General features: G+C 73.4%; 14 protein-coding genes, 1 rRNA gene and 1 pseudogene. 13 read left to right on the forward strand and 3 right to left on the reverse strand.

The window, feature by feature from the left end; translation table 11 throughout:
* The first annotated feature begins 95 nt into the window (after positions 1–95).
* From rrf to J7I97_RS07765, 3 genes and pseudogenes are all read left to right on the forward strand, one after another.
* Positions 96–212 (forward strand): 5S ribosomal RNA (gene rrf, locus J7I97_RS07755).
* Between the two features lie 588 nt (positions 213–800).
* Positions 801–1592: pseudogene (locus J7I97_RS40185) on the forward strand (hypothetical protein); the annotation flags it as partial.
* Positions 1593–1949: 357 nt separating this feature from the next.
* Positions 1950–2834, forward strand: a complete 885-nt coding sequence (locus J7I97_RS07765; protein WP_214932026.1) for a tetratricopeptide repeat protein — start codon at positions 1950–1952, stop codon at positions 2832–2834.
* 93 nt (positions 2835–2927) lie between these two features.
* On the opposite strand, the gene J7I97_RS07770 is transcribed toward J7I97_RS07765, so the two are convergent.
* Positions 2928–4199: a DUF1015 family protein gene (locus tag J7I97_RS07770; protein WP_214932028.1), complete on the reverse strand. Its 1272-nt coding sequence runs from the start codon at positions 4197–4199 to the stop codon at positions 2928–2930.
* Positions 4200–4287: 88 nt separating this feature from the next.
* On the opposite strand from J7I97_RS07770, the gene J7I97_RS07775 reads away from it, so the two are divergent.
* From J7I97_RS07775 to J7I97_RS07790, 4 genes are all read left to right on the forward strand, one after another.
* Positions 4288–5322 (forward strand): HAD hydrolase-like protein, encoded by a 1035-nt coding sequence (locus J7I97_RS07775; RefSeq protein WP_214932030.1) that lies wholly within the window; start codon positions 4288–4290, stop codon positions 5320–5322.
* Between the two features lie 115 nt (positions 5323–5437).
* On the forward strand, positions 5438–6496 hold the full coding sequence (locus J7I97_RS07780) for a FecCD family ABC transporter permease (RefSeq protein WP_374195445.1): 1059 nt from the start codon (positions 5438–5440) through the stop codon (positions 6494–6496).
* Positions 6493–7560: an iron chelate uptake ABC transporter family permease subunit gene (locus tag J7I97_RS07785; RefSeq protein WP_214932032.1), complete on the forward strand. Its 1068-nt coding sequence runs from the start codon at positions 6493–6495 to the stop codon at positions 7558–7560. The genes J7I97_RS07780 and J7I97_RS07785 overlap by 4 nt, the downstream gene beginning before the upstream one ends.
* Positions 7557–8429, forward strand: a complete 873-nt coding sequence (locus tag J7I97_RS07790) for an ABC transporter ATP-binding protein (RefSeq protein WP_214932034.1) — start codon at positions 7557–7559, stop codon at positions 8427–8429. The genes J7I97_RS07785 and J7I97_RS07790 overlap by 4 nt, the downstream gene beginning before the upstream one ends.
* Here the strand turns inward: J7I97_RS07790 and J7I97_RS07795 are convergent.
* Positions 8413–8760: an SCP2 sterol-binding domain-containing protein gene (locus J7I97_RS07795; RefSeq protein WP_214932036.1), complete on the reverse strand. Its 348-nt coding sequence runs from the start codon at positions 8758–8760 to the stop codon at positions 8413–8415. The two genes, J7I97_RS07790 and J7I97_RS07795, sit on opposite strands and share 17 nt — an antisense overlap.
* A 64-nt stretch (positions 8761–8824) precedes the next feature.
* Between J7I97_RS07795 and J7I97_RS07800 the strand changes: the two genes are divergently transcribed.
* The 5 genes from J7I97_RS07800 to J7I97_RS07820 all read left to right on the forward strand — a co-directional run bounded on the left by J7I97_RS07800 (position 8825) and on the right by J7I97_RS07820 (position 14132).
* The gene (locus J7I97_RS07800; protein ID WP_214932038.1) at positions 8825–9142 is read left to right on the forward strand and encodes a hypothetical protein; all 318 of its coding nucleotides are present in this window, start codon (positions 8825–8827) and stop codon (positions 9140–9142) included.
* 7 nt (positions 9143–9149) lie between these two features.
* Positions 9150–9965: a TlyA family RNA methyltransferase gene (locus J7I97_RS07805; protein WP_214932040.1), complete on the forward strand. Its 816-nt coding sequence runs from the start codon at positions 9150–9152 to the stop codon at positions 9963–9965.
* A 23-nt stretch (positions 9966–9988) separates the two neighbouring features.
* Complete coding sequence (locus J7I97_RS07810) at positions 9989–10930, forward strand: NAD kinase (RefSeq protein WP_214932104.1); 942 nt, start codon at positions 9989–9991, stop codon at positions 10928–10930.
* A 93-nt stretch (positions 10931–11023) separates the two neighbouring features.
* Complete coding sequence (recN, locus tag J7I97_RS07815; RefSeq protein WP_214932107.1) at positions 11024–12769, forward strand: DNA repair protein RecN; 1746 nt, start codon at positions 11024–11026, stop codon at positions 12767–12769.
* 232 nt (positions 12770–13001) lie between these two features.
* Positions 13002–14132, forward strand: a complete 1131-nt coding sequence (locus J7I97_RS07820) for a glycosyltransferase family 4 protein (protein ID WP_308365021.1) — start codon at positions 13002–13004, stop codon at positions 14130–14132.
* A 410-nt stretch (positions 14133–14542) separates the two neighbouring features.
* On the opposite strand, the gene J7I97_RS07825 is transcribed toward J7I97_RS07820, so the two are convergent.
* Positions 14543–16180, reverse strand: coding sequence for a PucR family transcriptional regulator (locus tag J7I97_RS07825; RefSeq protein ID WP_214932044.1), 1638 nt, complete (start codon positions 16178–16180; stop codon positions 14543–14545).
* 182 nt (positions 16181–16362) lie between these two features.
* On the opposite strand from J7I97_RS07825, the gene J7I97_RS07830 reads away from it, so the two are divergent.
* Positions 16363–17895 carry an APC family permease gene (locus J7I97_RS07830; RefSeq protein ID WP_214932046.1) on the forward strand — a complete coding sequence of 511 codons (1533 nt, stop codon included), beginning with the start codon at positions 16363–16365 and terminating at the stop codon, positions 17893–17895.
* The last annotated feature ends 12 nt before the right edge of the window (positions 17896–17907 follow it).

Genomic DNA, 17907 nt, shown 5'->3' on the forward strand with positions numbered 1-17907 from the left:
TCCACTGTGTTAGTTCTGAAGCAACGAACGGTTGCTGGTTTCTAGAGCTAGAACATAACTACAAAGTGTGCTTGTTCGCTCGAAACCGATAGTGTTTCGGTGGTCATAGCGTTAGGGAAACGCCCGGTTACATTCCGAACCCGGAAGCTAAGCCTTTCAGCGCCGATGGTACTGCAGGGGGGACCCTGTGGGAGAGTAGGACGCCGCCGAACAATCTTTCAAAGGACCCTTGGTCCAGCGTTCAACGCTGGACCAAGGGTCTTTTTTGTTTTTCACCTCTTTACGCCGAAGCGCGGCCATGGGTTGGTTGCGCGAGAATGACTAGCGGTACCCCGAAGACAGGAGTCACACCCATGTCCAACTCTCCCGACGATCGTCCGGAGCGCGAGCCTCGGCGCAACGACGGCGGTGACAGGGGCGGCTTCCGTGGCGGTCGTGACGACCGTGGCGGCGACCGCGGTGGCTTCCGCCGTGACGACCGTGGTGGCCGACCCGCCGACGGTGGCGGCGGCTTCCGTCGCGACGACCGCGGTGGGCGTCCTGCCGGTGGCGGCGACCGTCCCACCGGTGGTGGCTACCGTGGTCGTGACGACCGCGGTGGCGACCGTCCGAGCTCCCCCCGTCGTGACGACGAGCGCGGTGGCCGTCCCGCCGGCGGTGGCGGCGGTTTCCGCAGCCGCGATGACCGCGGTGGCGACCGTCCGTCGTACCCGCGTCGTGACGACGAGCGCGGTGGCCGTCCCACGGGTGGCGGCTTCCGCCGCGATGACCGTGGTGGGGACCGTCCGAGCTTCCCGCGTCGTGATGACGAGCGTGGTGGGTTCCGCGGTGGTCGTGATGACCGTGGTGGCGACCGTCCGTCGTACCCGCGTCGTGACGACGAGCGTGGCGGGCGTCCCGCCGGTGGCGGCTTCCGCCGCGATGACCGTGGTGGGGACCGTCCGAGCTTCCCGCGTCGTGATGACGAGCGTGGTGGGTTCCGCGGTGGTCGTGATGACCGTGGTGGCGACCGTCCGTCGTACCCGCGTCGTGATGACCGTGGTGGCGACCGTCCCAGCTTCCCCCGTCGTGACGACGAGCGTGGTGGCCGTCCTGCCGGTGGCGGCTTCCGCCGCGATGACCGTGGTGGCGACCGCCCGAGCTACCCGCGTCGTGATGACCGTGGTGGGGACCGTCCCTCGTTCCGTCGTGATGACGAGCGTGGCGGGCGTCCCGCCGGTGGCGGCTTCCGCCGCGATGACCGTGGTGGCGACCGCCCGAGCTTCCCCCGTCGTGACGACGAGCGCGGTGGCCGTCCCGCCGGTGGCGGCTTCCGCCGCGACGACCGTGGTGGCGACCGTCCCAGCTTCCCCCGTCGTGACGACGAGCGTGGCGGGCGTCCCGCCGGTGGCGGCTTCCGCCGCGACGACCGTGGTGGCGACCGTCCGAGCTACCCGCGTCGTGATGACCGTGGTGGGGACCGTCCCTCGTTCCGTCGTGATGACGAGCGTGGCGGGCGTCCCGCCGGTGGCGGCTTCCGCCGTGATGACCGTGGCGGCGAGCGCCCGAGCTTCCCGCGTCGTGATGACGAGCGTGGTGGGTTCCGCGGTGGTCGTGATGACCGTGGTGGCGACCGTCCGTCGTACCCGCGTCGTGACGACCGTGGTGGGGACCGTCCCAGCTTCCCCCGTCGTGACGACGAGCGCGGTGGCCGTCCCGCCGGCGGTGGCGGCGGTTTCCGCGGCCGTGATGACCGTGGTGGCGACCGTCCGTCGTACCCGCGTCGTGACGACCGCGGTGGCGACCGTGGCGGATTCCGTGGGCGCGATGACCGTGGCGGCGACCGTGGTGGCTTCCGCGGGCGTGACGACCGTGGTGGCGACCGCGACTTCCGTGCGGACCGCGACCGGGACCCGGTCAAGCGGCTTCCGATCGACGAGGACGTCACCGGCTTTGAGATCGACTCGGATGTGCGCCAGGAGCTCCTGAGCCTGCCCAAGGGGCTGGCCGAGGAGGTCTCCCGGAACCTGGTCATGGTGGCCCGGCTGATCGACGAGGACCCGGAGCAGGCGTACGCGTACTCGCGCATCGCCCTGCGGCTCGCTTCCCGTGTCGCCGCCGTGCGCGAGGCCGCCGGGTTCGCCGCGTACGCGACGCAGAAGTACAGCGAGGCGCTCGCGGAGTTCCGCGCCGCCAAGCGGATGACCGGTTCGGTCGAGCTGTGGCCCGTCATGGCCGACTGCGAGCGCGGCCTCGGCCGCCCGGAGCGGGCGCTGGCCATGGCCGGCGAGCCCGAGGTGCAGAAGCTGGACAAGGCCGGCCAGGTCGAGATGCGTCTCGTCGCCGCCGGTGCCCGGCGCGACCTGGGGCAGCTCGACGCCGCGATCGTGACCCTGCAGAGCCCGGAGCTGGCCTCCAGCTCCGTCCAGCCGTGGACCGCGCGCCTGCGGTACGCCTACGCCGACGCCCTGCTGGCGGCCGGTCGTGAGGACGAGGCGCGCGAGTGGTTCGGCAAGACCCTTGAGGCCGACAAGGACGGGGCCACGGACGCGTCCGACCGGCTCGCGGAGCTTGACGGCGTCGAGTTCGTCGACGCGATGCACGAAGCCGACGTGGACGTGGACGTGGACGCGGATCTGGACGAGGACGAGGACGAGGACGAGGACGAGGACGACGAGGCGGACGCCGCCGAGGTCGCCGCGGCCGAGCGTGCTTCGGACCAGGCCGAGTACTACGACGAGGACGACGAGGAGTTCGAGCCCCTCGAGGAGCCCGACGCCGACGTGGACGTCACCGACGAGGTCGTCGTCGGGATCGAGGACGACGAGCAGGGCCGGACCGGCGACAAGGCCTGAGGCCGATGTAGCGGGTTGAAGTTGAAGTGAAGGAAAGGGCGGTACCCCCGGTGGGGGTACCGCCCTTTTCGCGTTTTGTGGGGTGGGGCGGGGTCAGTCCAGGCTGCGCAGGACCAGGCCGGTGGCTGGTTTCGGGCCGAAGGAGGTGGACTTCCGGGGCATCGTGACGCCCTGGCGGGCCAGGTCCCGGACGACTTCCTCGCGTACGGGGTGCAGCAGGACCGCGGTGCCGCCGTGGCGTTCGGCCATCGCCACGGTCGCCTCGGCGTCGTGGATGTACGCGATCTGGTCCGGGGTGTCGGGGATGTCCCACAGGCCGTCGAGCAGGGTCGCGTGGAGCACGGTGGCGTCCAGCCGGCGCCAGGCCTCGGGGCGGTCGTGGCGGACCGTGCGTCCGATGAGCGCCGGGTCGGGGTCGGTGACGAGGTGGAAGGAGCCGTCGCCGGTGAGGAGGAAGGCGGTGCCGCGCTCCGCGGCGTCCTCCAGGGCCTCCAGGGCCAGCGGGAGCGGGCCGTCGACCGGGCGGACCCGGAAGGAGCCGTCGAGGGCGGCCAGGGCCTCGGCCGGGGGGAGGCGGCGCAGCATGCGGTGGATGGCGCGGACCTGGAGGGGGTAGCGGGCCGTGTCGACGAGGAGGACCAGGCCGTAGTCCCACGGGGTGGGGGACTGGTGTTCCTCCTGGAGGCGCAGGTACGTCGCCCAGCGGTGGTGGCCGTCGGCGATGAGGGCCTGGCGATGGCCGAGATCCGCCGTGACGGCGGCCAGCTCGGCGGGGTCGGTGACGGCCCAGAGGCGGTGCTGGAAGCCGTCCTCGGTGGTGGTCGAGAGGAGGGGGGTGAGCCCGGCCGCCCGCTCGACGACCGCCGCTGCGCCCGCGCCGGGCTCGTCGCCGAGGTAGGTCAGCAGGAGGGGTTCGAGGTTGGCGGAGGCGGCCCGCATCAGGCCCGCCCGGTCGGTGACCACGTCGGGCATGACGTCCTCGTGCGGGAGGACGATGCCCTCGTCGGCGGCGGACAGGGCGAGGGCGCCGATGATCCCGCGCTGGAGGAGGGGGCCCTTGTGCTGCTCGTACACGTAGAGCGCGGGCTCCGGGTCGGCGCTGAGGACGCCGCCGGCGAGCCAGTCGCGGAGGGTCCGGGCGGCCTGTTCGTTGCGCGCTGCGGGGGTGTCGGCCTGCGGAAGGATCAGGCGGACGATGTTGTGCGGGTCGGCCGACTCCAGGTAGTCGACTCCGTCGGGACGCACGACCACGTCGTACGGCGGAGAGGTGACGGCGGCCAGGCTGCCGACACGCTCCGGGACATAGCGCAGTCCGTGGAAGGGGATCAGGCGCAGCCCGTGCTCCGCAGTGCCAGATGTGGTCATTGGTGCATGGTAAGACGCGTCTCGGCATGCGGGATGATCGGGGGAGTACGGAATCGGACAAGATCGAATCGTATGAGGAGCGGACAGGATGACCCGGCTGAGCAGGACCAGTCCCGCGGGCAGTGAGCGGAGTCTGCACCAGGCGTACGACACGGCTCTGCTGGATCTCGACGGGGTGGTGTACGCGGGCGGGCACGCCATCGCGCACGCCGTGGACGCGCTGGCGGCGGCCCGGGCCGACGGGATGCACCTCGCGTACGTCACGAACAACGCGCTGCGCACGCCGGACGCGGTGGCCGGGCACCTGACCGAGCTGGGCATCCCGACCGAGGCCGGCGAGGTGATCACCTCGGCGCAGGCGGTGGCCCGGCTGATCGCGGACCAGGTACCGGCCGGCTCGAAGGTGCTGGTGATCGGCGGCGAGGGGCTGCGGGTCGCCCTGCGCGAGCGCGGGCTGGTGCCGGTGGAGTCGGCCGACGAGGAGGGGCTGGCGGCGGTCGTCCAGGGGTACGGGGGTCCCGAGCTGGCGTGGGGGCGGTTCGCGGAGGCCTCGTACGCGATCAACCGCGGGGTGCCGTGGTACGCGTCGAACACCGACCTGACGATTCCGGGGGCGCGCGGGATCGCGCCGGGCAACGGTGCCGCGGTGGAGGTCGTACGGATCGCCACGGGCGCGGAGCCGCAGGTGGCGGGGAAGCCGCTGCCCCCGATGCACCGGGAGACGGTGCTGCGGACCGGGGCCGAGCGGCCGCTGGTGGTCGGGGACCGGCTGGACACCGACATCGAGGGCGCCTTCAACGGGGAGGTGGACTCGTTGCTGGTGCTGACCGGGGTGACGGACGCGGCGCAGCTGCTGCGGGCGGAGCCCAGGCACCGGCCGACGTACGTGGACCGGGACCTGCGGGGGCTGCTCACCGGGCAGCCGGAGGTGGCGCCGGCCGAGGAGGGCTTCCGCTGCGGCGGTTGGACCGCGGTCGCGCTGGACGGCGTACTGGAGCTGCGCGGGGAGGACGGGGATCCGCTCGACGGGCTGCGGGCGCTGTGCGCGGCGGCCTGGACGGAGGCGGGGGACGGGGTGTGCGGCCTGTCCGCCGACAAGGCGCTGGCCCGGCTGGGGCTTTAGGGGGCGGCCCTGATCCGCCGGACACCCCCCTAGGGGGGCCTGCCGGGCTCCTGGAGTGCGCGGTGGGCTGTTCGGGGAGCCCGGAGAAAGTGCAGGGTAGGCTAACCTAACCTGCGTGTTGGTCGAGATTCCCCCCGAGATTCCCCCCGGACAGAGCGCGGCGCCGGCCGCCGCCACCCGTTCACGCGATGCCGCGCGGGCCGCCGGTCTGCTGGCCGCCCTCACGCTGCTGGCCGTGATCGCGGTGGCGAGCATCGCCGTGGGCGCCAAGCAGGTGCCCCTCGACCAGGTCTGGCACGGCCTGTTCCACTACGCGGGGACCTCCTCCGACGTGGTGGTGCGGGACCTGCGGGTGCCGCGCACCATCCTCGGGGTTATGGTCGGCCTCGGGCTGGGCCTGTCCGGTGCGGTGATGCAGGCGCTGACCCGCAACCCGCTGGCCGAGCCGGGCATCCTCGGGGTCAACGCGGGCGCCGCTGCCGCCGTCGTCTCGGCCGTCAGCTTCCTCGGCGCCACCTCCCTCAGCGAGTTCGTCTGGTGGGCCTTCCTCGGAGCCGCCGTCGTCTCCGTCCTCGTGTACGTGCTCGGCGGGAGCCGCAGCGCGACGCCGGTGCGCCTCGCGCTCGCGGGTACGGCGGCCAGCGCGGCCCTGGTCGGCTACATCAACGCCGTGCAGCTGATGGACAGCAAGGCGCTGGAGAAGCTGCGCTTCTGGACGGTGGGCTCGCTGGCCTCCGCCACCATGGACACCGTCACGCAGGTGGCCCCCTTCCTGGCGGTGGGCGCGGTGATCGCGCTGGCGCTCGGCCGGCCGCTCAACGCCATGGCGATGGGCGACGACACCGCGCGGGCGCTCGGGGCCAACCTGACACGGACCCGGATCGGCGCCATGGCCGCCGTCACCCTGCTGTGCGGCGCGGCCACCGCCGCCTGCGGGCCGATCGTCTTCGTCGGCCTGATGATCCCGCACCTGGTGCGGTTCTTCACCGGGCCCGACATGCGTTGGGTGCTCGCGTACTCCGCCGTCCTGTCGCCCGTCCTGCTGCTCGGCGCCGATGTCGTCGGACGGGTCGTCACCCGGCCCGCCGAGCTCCAGGTCGGCATCGTCACGGCGCTCATCGGCGGCCCCGTCTTCATCTACCTGGTTCGGCGCAAGAGGATGGCCCAGCTGTGACCCTGCCTGCGAAACTCCGGGCGGGCCGGCCCGGGCCCCGGCCGCTGCGGCTGCCCGGCGGCGTCTCCCTGCGCGTGGAGCGGCGCGCGCTGGCCGTCGGGCTGTTGCTCACCGCCGCGGCGCTGGTGCTGGCCGTCGCCCTCATCGGGACCGGCGACTTCCAGATCGCCCCCGGGGACGTCGTACAGACGCTGCTGGGCAACGGCACCCCGGCCAACGACTTCATCGTCAACGACCTGCGGCTGCCGCGGGTCCTGGTGGCCCTGCTCGTCGGTGCGGCCCTCGGGATGTCCGGCGCCGTCTTCCAGTCCGTCTCGCGCAACCCGCTCGGCTCCCCGGACCTGCTCGGCTTCGGGTACGGCTCGGCGGTGGGCGCGCTGAGCGTCATCGTCCTGTTCAAGGGCGACGCCACGGACGTGGCCGCGGGAGCGCTGGCGGGCGGCCTGCTGGCCGGCCTGGCCGTCTACCTGCTCGCGTACAAGCAGGGCATCCACGGCTACCGGCTGGTCCTCGTGGGCATCGGCGCCTCCGCGATGCTCGTCGCCGCGATCCAGTACCTGCTGACCAAGGCGCAGTTCGCCGAGGCCGGCCGCGCGATGGTCTGGCTGACGGGCTCGCTGGCCGGCCGGGACTGGGAGCAGGTGTGGCCGCTGCTCGCGACCTGCGCGGTGCTGTTCCCGCTGGTCCTCAGCCAGAGCCGGGCCCTGCGGATGATGGAGATGGGCGACGACGCCGCGAACGCCCTGGGCGTACGGGTGGAACGCACCCGGCTGCTGCTGATGGTGGCCGCGATCCTGCTGACCACCGCGGCCGGCGCCGCGGCCGGGCCGATCAGCTTCGTCGCGATGGCCGCGCCACAGCTGGCCCGGCGGCTGACCCGCTCGCCCGGGGCGGGCCTGCTGACCGGCGCGCTGATGGGCTCCGTGCTGCTGATGCTGTCCGACTGGGCCTCGCAGCGGGTCTTCGGTTCCGACCAGCTGCCGGTGGGCGTGGTGACCGGGCTGGTCGGCGGTGTGTATCTGCTGTGGCTGCTCGTCACCGAGCGCAAGGCGGGACGTATATGAGCGGGGCGGGTCCGACCCACCTCCGTGCTCAGGAATTCGGCAACCCTAGGAGTACCCAAGTGCAGCGGCTGACCGCGGAGAACGTGACCCTCGGCTACGAGCAGCGGGTCATCGCGGAGAACCTGTCGGTGGAGATCCCCGACAACTCCTTCACGGTGATCGTCGGCCCCAACGCCTGCGGCAAGTCCACGCTGCTGCGCGCCCTGTCGCGGATGCTGAAGCCGTCCGCCGGGCGGGTGCTGCTGGACGGGCAGGCCATCGGGTCGCTGCCGGCGAAGAAGGTCGCCAAGACGCTGGGGCTGCTGCCGCAGTCCTCGATCGCGCCGGACGGCATCACGGTGTCCGACCTGGTCTCGCGCGGCCGCTACCCGCACCAGGGGCTGCTGCGGCAGTGGTCCTCGCAGGACGAGCGGATCGTGAACGAATCGATGGCCTCCACCGGGGTCGCCGAGCTCGCCGACCGGGCCGTGGACGAACTCTCGGGCGGGCAGCGCCAGCGCGTGTGGATCGCCATGGCGCTGGCCCAGCAGACCCCGCTGCTGCTGCTCGACGAGCCGACGACCTACCTGGACATCCAGCACCAGCTCGATGTGCTGGACCTGTGCGCGGAGCTCCACGAGAACCAGGGCCGGACCCTGGTCGCGGTGCTGCACGACCTCAACCACGCGGCCCGCTACGCCACCCACCTGATCGCGCTGCGGGGCGGCGAGGTGATCGCGCAGGGGCCGCCGGACGAGGTGGTCACCGCGGAGCTGGTGGAGCGGGTGTTCGGGCTGCGCTGCCAGATCATCGAGGACCCGGAGACTGGCACCCCGCTGGTGGTCCCGGCGGCGCGGCAGGCCCGCAAGCGGGTTACAGCAGGCTCTTGAGGCGCAGCAGGTCGCGGAAGCCGGCCTCCAGCCTGACCCGGCCGGAGGCCCAGGCCTTGGCGAACTTCAGCTCGCCGGCGACGAGCGCCAGCAGGTCGTCGCCGGCCATCGCGAGCCGGATCTCGGCCTTGGCGGCGGGCGGGCCGGGGGCCACCGCCTCCACCCGGACCCGGCCGCCGTCGAGCCGGCCGGTGAAGGTCTGGTCGAGGTCGGTGATGTGGCAGCTCAGGGAGCGGTCGAGCGCCGCCGCGCCGCGCACGTCGCCGTCGGCCCGCGCCAGGTTGTCGGAGAGTCGGTCGAGTGCTTCGCGGCACTCCTCGATCGTAGCCATCGTGATCACGACCGTACCGCAGAGCCGTGCGTGGTCGCGGCCTGCTACGGGGTAGCGTCAAGGCATGAACGACGAAGTGTCCGGGGCCGTTCCGGACGTCCCCGAGGACCGCGCCGCGGAGCCCGGCGAGGAGACCGCCGCCGAGGCCGCCGAGGCCGCCGAGGCCGCCGCCGGGCCGGCCGGGCCCGCACCGCTGGGCCTCGTACGGACCCCCACGGGGCACGCCCGGGTGGACGCGCACCTGGAGCGGCTGGCGGACGCGGACCACCTCACGGCGGACGGGCACGTCGAGGTGTACGAGGATGTGCACAGGGGACTGCGTGAGGCGCTGACCGCGCTGGACGCACCCTCCCTCCCCGGACCGTACGAAAACAGGAGCTGAACCGAACGTGGCAGGAGTGGCACGCCGCCGCCTGGACGCCGAACTGGTACGCCGCAGCATGGCCCGCTCGCGCGAGCACGCGGCCCAGCTGATCGCCGCGGGCCGGGTGACCGTGGGCGGCACCACCGCGACCAAGGCGGCCACCCAGGTCGAGACCAGCGCGGCCCTCGTGGTCCTCAAGGACGACAGCGACCCCGACTACGTCTCCCGAGGCGGCCACAAACTGGCGGGCGCGCTCGCGGCGTTCCAGCCGCAGGGGCTGCGCGTCGAGGGCCGCCGGGCGCTCGACGCCGGGGCCTCCACCGGCGGGTTCACCGATGTACTGCTGCGCGCGGGCGTGGCCCACGTCGTCGCCGTCGACGTCGGCTACGGGCAGCTCGCCTGGTCGCTGCAGAGCGACGACCGGGTCACGGTCAAGGACCGGACGAACGTCCGTGAACTCACGGTGGAGCTGATCGACGGAATCCCGGCGGACCTGGTCGTCGGCGACCTGTCCTTCATCTCGATCGGGCTGGTGCTGCCCGCGCTGGTGCGGTGCACGGCGCCCGACGCGGACCTGGTGCTGATGGTCAAGCCGCAGTTCGAGGTCGGCAAGGACCGGCTCGGCAGCGGCGGGGTGGTGCGCAGTCCCGAGCTGCGTGCCGAGGCGGTACGGGACGTCGCGGCGCAGGCGTGGAAGCTGGGGCTGGGCGTGCTCGGGGTGACCGCGAGCCCGTTGCCGGGTCCGTCGGGCAATGTCGAGTACTTTCTGTGGCTGCGGGCGGGGGCACCGGCACTCGACCCGGCGGATGTTGACCGTGCAGTGGCGGAGGGGCCGCAGTGACAGTTTCTGCAGTGACACATTCCATGGGGGAACGGCCTTCGGGGGAAGGGGTGCCGGGGGAAGGGGCTACGGGGACGCGGACGGTCTTCCTGCTCGCGCACACCGGCCGGCCGGCCGCCATCCGCAGCGCCGAGCTGGTCGTACGCGGCCTGCTGCGGAGCGGGCTGGGCGTACGCGTGGTGCGCTACGAGGCGGCGGACCTGCCGCTGCCGCCCGAGGTGGAGCTCGTGTCCGAGTGCACCCCGGAGGTGCTCGAGGGCTGTGAGCTGCTGATCGTGCTGGGCGGGGACGGGACCCTGCTGCGCGGCGCGGAGTTCGCCCGCGGCTCGGGCGTGCCGATGCTCGGCGTCAACCTGGGCCGGGTGGGGTTCCTCGCCGAGGCCGAGCGCGACGACCTGGACAAGGTCGTGGACCGGGTGGTGACGCGCGAGTACGAGGTCGAGGAGCGGATGACCCTCGACGTGGTCGTGCGCACCAACGGGGACGTGGTCCACCGGGACTGGGCGCTCAACGAGGCCGCCGTCCAGAAGGTGTCCCCGGAGCGGATGCTGGAGGTCGTCCTGGAGATCGACGGGCGCCCGGTGTCCGGGTTCGGCTGCGACGGGATCGTCTGCGCGACGCCGACGGGCTCGACGGCCTACGCGTTCTCCGCGGGCGGGCCGGTGGTGTGGCCGGAGGTGGAGGCGCTGCTGATGGTGCCGATCAGTGCGCACGCGCTGTTCGCGAAGCCGCTGGTGACCTCGCCGGCCTCGGTGCTGGCGGTGGAGGTGCAGACCGGGACCCCGCACGGGGTGCTGTGGTGCGACGGGCGGCGCACGCTGGAGCTGCCGGCCGGGGCCCGGGTGGAGGTCCGCCGGGGCGCGGTGCCCGTGCGGCTCGCCCGGCTGCATCACGCGTCGTTCACGGACCGGCTCGTCGCGAAATTCGCGCTTCCGGTGTCGGGGTGGCGCGGAGCGCCGCATTAGTGCGCCATTAGCACGTCCGTTCGGAGAGCTCTCCACGGGTGACGTCACATGGCACCGGTGAAACCTCGGTATCGTCGTCCCGTGCTTGAGGAGATGCGGATACGGTCGCTCGGGGTCATCGACGACGCGGTGGTCGAGCTGTCGCCCGGTTTCACCGCGGTGACCGGCGAGACCGGCGCGGGCAAGACGATGGTCGTCACCAGCCTCGGGCTGCTGCTCGGCGGGCGCGCCGACCCGGCCCTGGTACGGATCGGGGCCAAGGCGGCGGTGGTCGAGGGCCGCATCGTCATGCGCCCCGACGCCCCCGCCGCCGTACGCGCCGAGGAGGCCGGGGCCGAGCTCGACGACGGCGCCCTGCTGATCAGCCGGACCGTGTCCGCCGAGGGGCGTTCGCGCGCCCACGTCGGTGGCCGCTCCGTGCCCGTCGGCCTGCTCGCCGAGCTCGCCGACGACCTGGTCGCCGTACACGGGCAGACCGATCAGCAGGGGCTGCTGCGGCCGGCCCGGCAGCGCCAGGCCCTCGACCGGTACGCCGGGGACGCGGTCGCCGTCCCGCTGGAGAAGTACGCGGGCGCCTACCGGCGGCTGCGGGCCGTGTCCGCCGAGCTGGAGGAGATCACCACCCGGGCCCGGGAGCGGGCCCAGGAGGCGGACCTGCTGCGCTTCGGGCTGGACGAGATCGCGGCCGTGGAGCCGCTGGCCGGCGAGGACGACGAACTCGCGGCGGAGGCCGAACGGCTCGGGCACGCCGAGTCGCTGGCCTCGGCGGCGCAGGTCGCGCACGCGGCCCTGGCCGGCAATCCGGAGGACCCGGAGGGCATCGACGCGAACACGCTCGTCGCGGGCGCGTACCGGGCGCTGGAATCCGTACGGTCGCACGACCCGGCGCTGGGCGCGCTCGCCGAGCGGATCGGGGAGCTGGGCATCCTGCTGGGCGATGTGGCCGGGGAGCTGGCCGGATACGCCGACGACCTGGACGCCGATCCGCTGCGGCTGGCGGCGGTGGAGGAGCGGCGGGCGGCCCTGACCCAGCTGACGCGCAAGTATGGGGAAGCGGCGGCTGCCGGGACCGGCGGCAGCACGGTGGCGTCCGTACTGGAATGGGCCGAGCGGGGTTCCGCACGGCTGCTGGAGCTGGACGGCGACGACGAGCGGATCACCGAGCTGACCGCCGAGCGGGACGGGCTGCGGGCCGAACTGTCGCTGCTGGCACAGGCATTGACGGACGCGCGGGTGGAGGCGGCCACCCGGTTCGCGTCCGCCGTGACGGAGGAGCTGGCCTCGCTGGCGATGCCGCACGCACGGGTGACCATCGACATCCGGCAGGCCGAGGACCCCGACGGCGTGGAGGTGGACGGCCGCCGCGTGGCGTACGGGCCTTCGGGCGCCGACGAGGTCGAACTGCTGCTGGCCCCGCATCCGGGCGCCCAGCCGCGGCCGATCGCCAAGGGCGCCTCGGGCGGTGAGCTGTCCCGGGTGATGCTGGCGGTGGAGGTCGTGTTCGCGGGCTCCGACCCGGTGCCCACGTACCTCTTCGACGAGGTCGACGCGGGCGTCGGCGGCAAGGCGGCGGTCGAGGTGGGCCGACGGCTCGCGAAGCTCGCCAAGTCGGCCCAGGTCGTCGTCGTCACGCACCTGCCGCAGGTGGCGGCCTTCGCGGACCGGCAGCTGCTGGTGGAGAAGACCGTCGACGGGGCCGTGACGCGAAGCGGTGTCACGGTCCTGGAGGGCGAGGACCGGATCCGGGAACTGTCGCGGATGCTGGCGGGCCAGGAGGACTCGGAGACCGCCCGGGCGCACGCCGAGGAACTGCTGGCGGCGGCGCGCGCGGATGCGTGAGTACGCCTGACCGAGCGTTGTCCGCCAGGGCCCGGGGCGTGTCGCGCTCCGGGCCCCGGCGGCTTTCCGCGGGCAGCGGGAGCGGCGGCGGGCTAGCCCGTGTGGGTGAGGCTCGGGGCCCCGTGAAGGTATCTCCTGCGAGATCCGTACCCGTATGGTCCCGGAACGCGCGTGCGGACTGGCATCCTTGGCGACGTCTCTGACTCCCTCACCCAGCCAGGAGCTTCGGCCCGTGAGCAGCTCCCCGGTCCCGGTACCCGCCCAGTCCCCGCCGTACGGGCGGCCGCCGCTGCGCACCGTCCAAGTGCTCGGCGGTGCGGGCGCGGGCAGTAGTACGCACGTACGGTCCCTCACGAACGGGCTCGCCGCACGGGGGGTACGGGTCACCGTGTGCGCTCCCGCCGAGGCGGAGGGGGAGTACGACTTCACGGGCGCCGGGGCCTCGTTCGCGCCGGACGCGGTGAGCACGCTGCGGGCCGCGTGCGCCGGGGCGGATGTGGTGCACGCGCACGGCGTACGGGCCGGGATGCGGGCCGCGCTGGCGTTGCGCGGGAGCGGGCCTGGGCGCAGGGCGCCGCTGGTGGTGACCTGGCACGGCGGTGCGCCGGACGCGGAGGGCGCGCTGGGGCGGCTGACCCGGCTGCTGGAGCGGCGGGTGGCCCGGGCGGCGGCGGTGGTGCTGGGCGCGTCGACGGAGCTGGTGGACCTGGCGCGCATGCGGGGCGCACGGGACGCGCGGTTGGCGCCGGTGGCGGTACCGGTGCCGGCGGGGCCGGAGGCGGCCGCGGACCCGGGCAAGGCGCGGGCGGAACTCGGGGCGGTGGAACGGCCGTTGGTGATCGCCGTCGGGAGCCTGGTGCCGCGGCGGGGGTACTTCGTACTGCTGGACGCGGCGCGGGCGTGGCGGGTGCTGGACCCGGTGCCGCTGCTGGTGATCGCGGGGGAGGGCCCGCTACGGGCCGAACTGGCCCGGCGGATCGAGGCGGAGGGGCTGCCGGTGCGGCTGCTGGGGCGGCGCCGGGACGCGGCGGAGCTGCTGGCGGCGGCGGACGTGGCAGTGCTGCCGAGCCGGTGGGAGGGCCGGTCACTGCTGGCGCAGGAGGCGCTGCGGGCCGGGGTGGCGCTGGTGGCCACGGCGGTCGGGGGCGTGCCGGAGCTGGTCGGGGACGCGGCGGTGCTGGTGCCTTACGGGGACCACGGGGCGCTCTCCGCGGCGGTGGCGGGCCTGTTGGGGGATCCGGCCCGGCGGGCGGCGCTGGGCGCGGCGGGGCGTTCGCGGGCCGCGACGTGGCCGTCGGAGGACGACACCGTGGCGCAGGTCCTGTCGGTGTACGACGAGCTGATGGCACGCCGGCGGTCGTAACCGGGCCGTGCGTATGGCCGGGCCGGCCGGGACCGAAACCCCGGGGGCTTCGCCCCGAGCCCTCGCCCGTGGGGCCGGGTGCGCCTCCGCTGCCGGGGGCCAGCCAGCCCCCGGACCCCCGCGCCTCAAACGCCGGCGAGGCTGGGTGTGCCGGCGGGGCTGGGTGTGCCAGCGTGGCTGGTGTGCCCGGCGTGGGCCGGGTGGCCCGGCGGGGATGTGTCCAGTGGGGCCGGATGTGCCCGGAGGGCTGGAAGGTGGGTCTGGGGCGGAGCCCCAGGGAACGGTGGAAGGGCGGGCAGGGGACAGCCCCGCAGGGCCGACCCACCCGCACCCGGCCCCGCACCCCGGCCACCGGCGCCGCGGCTCGAAGCCGGGGAGGCCCGCCAGGGCCGAGCCGTGCGAGAGTCGCGTCAAGAAGGCGACGGCGCAGGCGAAGGCGCGTGGCGGCGGGCGCGTAGGGCCAGGCTCAGGGAGAGGACCGTCTCCGGGTCGTCCAGGTCCGTGCCCAGGAGCTCCGAGATGCGGGCCAGGCGGTTGTACAGCGTCTGGCGGTTGAGGTGCAGCTCCCGGGCTGTTTCCGCCTTGCGGCCCGCGTGGGCCAGGTACGTCTCCAGGGTGGGCAGGAGAGGGGGGCGGGACGACACGTCGTGGGCCCGGATCGGGCCGATCGCGCGGTCCACGAAGGCCGCCAGGTCGGGGTGTTCGCGCAGCCGCCACAGCAACAGGTCGATGTCCAGGCGGCGGGCGTCGTACCAGGGGCGGGAAGGCAGACCGTGGGCCGCCGTCGCGGTTTCGGCCGCGTGACGCAGGCCCGCCGAGGCCGCCGCCCAGCCGCCCGCGACGCCAACCACCACCGCCGGCGGGGCGGCGGCGCGGTCCAGGCCGGCGCGTTCGACCCCGGCCCGGAGCGCGGCCGCGACCCGGTCCGCCACCGCCGTGCGTTCCGACTCCGCGCGCAGGGACACGAGCAGCGGCACCCGGCCCTCCACCGGGCGGACGCCCAGCAGGACCGGGACGCCGACCGAGGACAGCTCTTCCAGCACCGCCCGGGCCAGGACCGCCCAGTTGCCCGCCGGGCCCAGGTCGGAGGAGAGCCGCATGACCACCGGGAGCAAGGGCCCCCCGCCCGGCCTGAAGCCCAGGACGCGGGCCTGCGCCGGCGCGTCCTCCGCCGAGATCCGCCCCTCCGCCAGGTCCGTGAGGAAGTCCCCGCGGCCGCGCGCCGCCAGCTCGTCCTCCTGCCGCGCCTGCATCAGTACGACCGCCAGCACGCCCGCCGTCCGCTCCGCCGCCATCCGGTGGACGGGGAGGAGCGGAGCCGTGACACCCAGGAGGACCATCCGCGCGCGGACCGAGCCCGTACCGTGGCCGCCTCCGGGGACGTCGACCACCACCGTGTTGGCCGACGGCTCCGCCTCGCGTTGGCCCCGTAGGCCCTCCCACACCTGGAGCGGGTCCGCCGCGGCCTCACCGGAGACCGGGCCGGCCGCGTACAGGAGCTGGCCGTCCGGGGTCTCCAGGAAGACGGGGTTCGCGGTGAAGTCGGCCAGGATGTGCAGCACCTGCGGAATGCCGCCGCCGCCCAGCAGGGCCTCCGTACAGCGCCGGTGGATCTCCTCGGCCCGCTGGAGCAGCGCGTAGTGGCCGTTGACGATCTCGGTGTGGACCTCCTCCGTCACCGTCACGAAGGGGACTTCCCGGTGCAGTTGGACGAGCGGGAGGCCGGCCGAGCGGGCGGTCTCGACGATCGTCGCCGGAAGGCGGGTGAAGCGCGGCCCGAGTTCCACCACCAGCGCTGCGATCCCCCGGTCCGCCAGGCGGCGTACGAAGGCACGCTGTTCGGCGGGCCGGGTACCGAGGCCGAGCCCGGTGGTCAGCAGCAACTCGCCGCCCTTGAGCAGGGACGCGATGTTCGGCACCTCGCCCGCGTGCACCCAGCGCACGGTCCGCCCGAGGCGGTCGGCGCAGGCCACCACCTCCGGCAGCCCGCTGCGCAGTCCCGGCAGCTCCAGCGCCCGCTGAACGGTGATCCCGCCCTGGTTGTCCATATCGCGGGACGGTACCGCCAGCCCTGTTCCGAGCACATCACCGGATGGTTACGGTGCCCGATATGCCCCCGTCCGGCCCGACAACTCGTCGTCCCCGCAAGGAGATTATCGGACCGCGTGCCGATTGTGGCATGCGTCACTCCGGGGGAGAGTGGCGCCCTCCCGACAGGAACGAGGACCCGATGAGCGCAGACACCACACCACAAGCCCAAGGAGCGGGGCAGGTCCCCCCGGTCCACCGGCTCAAGGCCAATTCGGTCGGCCTGGTCGGCGTCGTGTTCATGGCCGTCGCCACCGCGGCCCCGATCACCGCCATGACCGGCAACCTCCCCATCGCCGTCGGCTTCGGCAACGGCACCGGCGCCCCGGCCGGCTACCTGTTCGCCACCGTCGTGCTGACCGTCTTCGCCGTCGGCTACGTCGCCATGGCCAAGCGGATCACCGCCGCCGGCGCCTTCTACGGATACATCTCGCACGGCCTCGGCCGGATCGCCGGCATGGCGTCCGGCATGCTCGCGGTCCTCGCGTACATCGTCTTCGAGGCCTCGATCGTCGGCGTGTTCTCCTACTTCGCCAAGACCACCGTCAAGGACCAGCTCGGCGCCGACGTGCCCTGGATCGTCTACGCGGCGGCCATGCTCGCGGTCACCGCCGCCCTCGCGCACTTCGACATCAACCTCACCGCCAAGGCACTCGGCGTGATGCTCGTCGCCGAGATCGCCGTCCTCTTCGCCGTCGCCACCGCCGTACTGGTCGCGGGCGGCGGCCCGGACGGGATCCCCCTCGAACCGGTCAACCCCAAGCACGCGTTCACCGGCACCTCTGCCGGGCTGGGCCTCTTCTTCGCCTTCTGGTCCTGGGTCGGCTTCGAGTCCACCGCGATGTACGGGGAGGAGTCCCGCGACCCCAAGCGGGTCATCCCCAAGGCGACCCTGATCTCCGTCGTCGGCGTCGGCCTCTTCTACATCTACGTCTCCTGGATGACCATCGCGGGCAACGGCCTCGCCAAGTCCGTCGAACTGTCCGCCTCCGCGAGCCCCCTCGACCTGTTCTTCGCGCCCACCCAGACCTTCATCGGCGGCTGGGCCGTCGACGCCTTCCAGTGGCTGCTGCTCACCGGCTCCTTCGCCTGCGGCATGGCCTTCCACCAGTGCGCCGCCCGCTACCTGTACGCCATCGGCCGCGAAGGCTTCCTGCACCCCGGGCTCGGCCGGACCCACGCCAAGCACGGGTCCCCGTACATCGCGTCCGTCGTGCAGACCGCCATCGCCACCGGCCTGGTCGCGCTGTTCTGGCTGACCGGCCAGGACCCGTACATCCACCTCTACACGCTGCTCGCGATCCTCGGCACGATGGCGATCCTCATCGTCCAGACCCTGTGCTCCTTCGCGGTGATCGGCTACTTCCGCAAGAACCACCCCGAGGACCGGCACTGGTTCCGGACGCTGACGGCCCCGCTGCTCGGCGGGATCGGCATGACCGCCGTGGTCGTCCTGCTGGTGGTCAACATGAAGACCGCCGCCGGGCTCGCCGCCGACTCGTTCTTCTTCACCCTGATCCCGTGGATCGTCGGCGTCGTGTTCTTCGGCGGGCTGGGGCTCGGGCTCTGGCTGAAGTTCAAGGCCCCCGAGCGCTACGAGATCATCGGCCGCGTCGTCCTGGAGGACTCCGCCGAGCGCACCGAAGACCCCGCCCCGTCCTCCGCGACCGTCTGAGAATCCGAGTAG

The sequence above is a fragment of the Streptomyces sp. ISL-87 genome (genome assembly GCF_018614095.1).
Classification (GTDB): Bacteria; Actinomycetota; Actinomycetes; order Streptomycetales; family Streptomycetaceae; genus Streptomyces.

Bases quoted from the DNA above. Each gene is read 5' to 3' on its own strand.
- J7I97_RS07770 (WP_214932028.1), bottom strand. From the start codon at position 4,199: ATGACCACATCTGGCACTGCGGAGCACGGGCTGCGCCTGATCCCCTTC.
- J7I97_RS07775 (WP_214932030.1), top strand. From the start codon at position 4,288: ATGACCCGGCTGAGCAGGACCAGTCCCGCGGGCAGTGAGCGGAGTCTG.
- J7I97_RS07790 (WP_214932034.1), top strand. From the start codon at position 7,557: ATGAGCGGGGCGGGTCCGACCCACCTCCGTGCTCAGGAATTCGGCAAC.
- J7I97_RS07795 (WP_214932036.1), bottom strand. From the start codon at position 8,760: ATGGCTACGATCGAGGAGTGCCGCGAAGCACTCGACCGACTCTCCGAC.
- J7I97_RS07800 (WP_214932038.1), top strand. From the start codon at position 8,825: ATGAACGACGAAGTGTCCGGGGCCGTTCCGGACGTCCCCGAGGACCGC.
- J7I97_RS07810 (WP_214932104.1), top strand. From the start codon at position 9,989: ATGGGGGAACGGCCTTCGGGGGAAGGGGTGCCGGGGGAAGGGGCTACG.
- recN (WP_214932107.1), top strand. From the start codon at position 11,024: ATGCGGATACGGTCGCTCGGGGTCATCGACGACGCGGTGGTCGAGCTG.
- J7I97_RS07825 (WP_214932044.1), bottom strand. From the start codon at position 16,180: ATGGACAACCAGGGCGGGATCACCGTTCAGCGGGCGCTGGAGCTGCCG.
- J7I97_RS07830 (WP_214932046.1), top strand. From the start codon at position 16,363: ATGAGCGCAGACACCACACCACAAGCCCAAGGAGCGGGGCAGGTCCCC.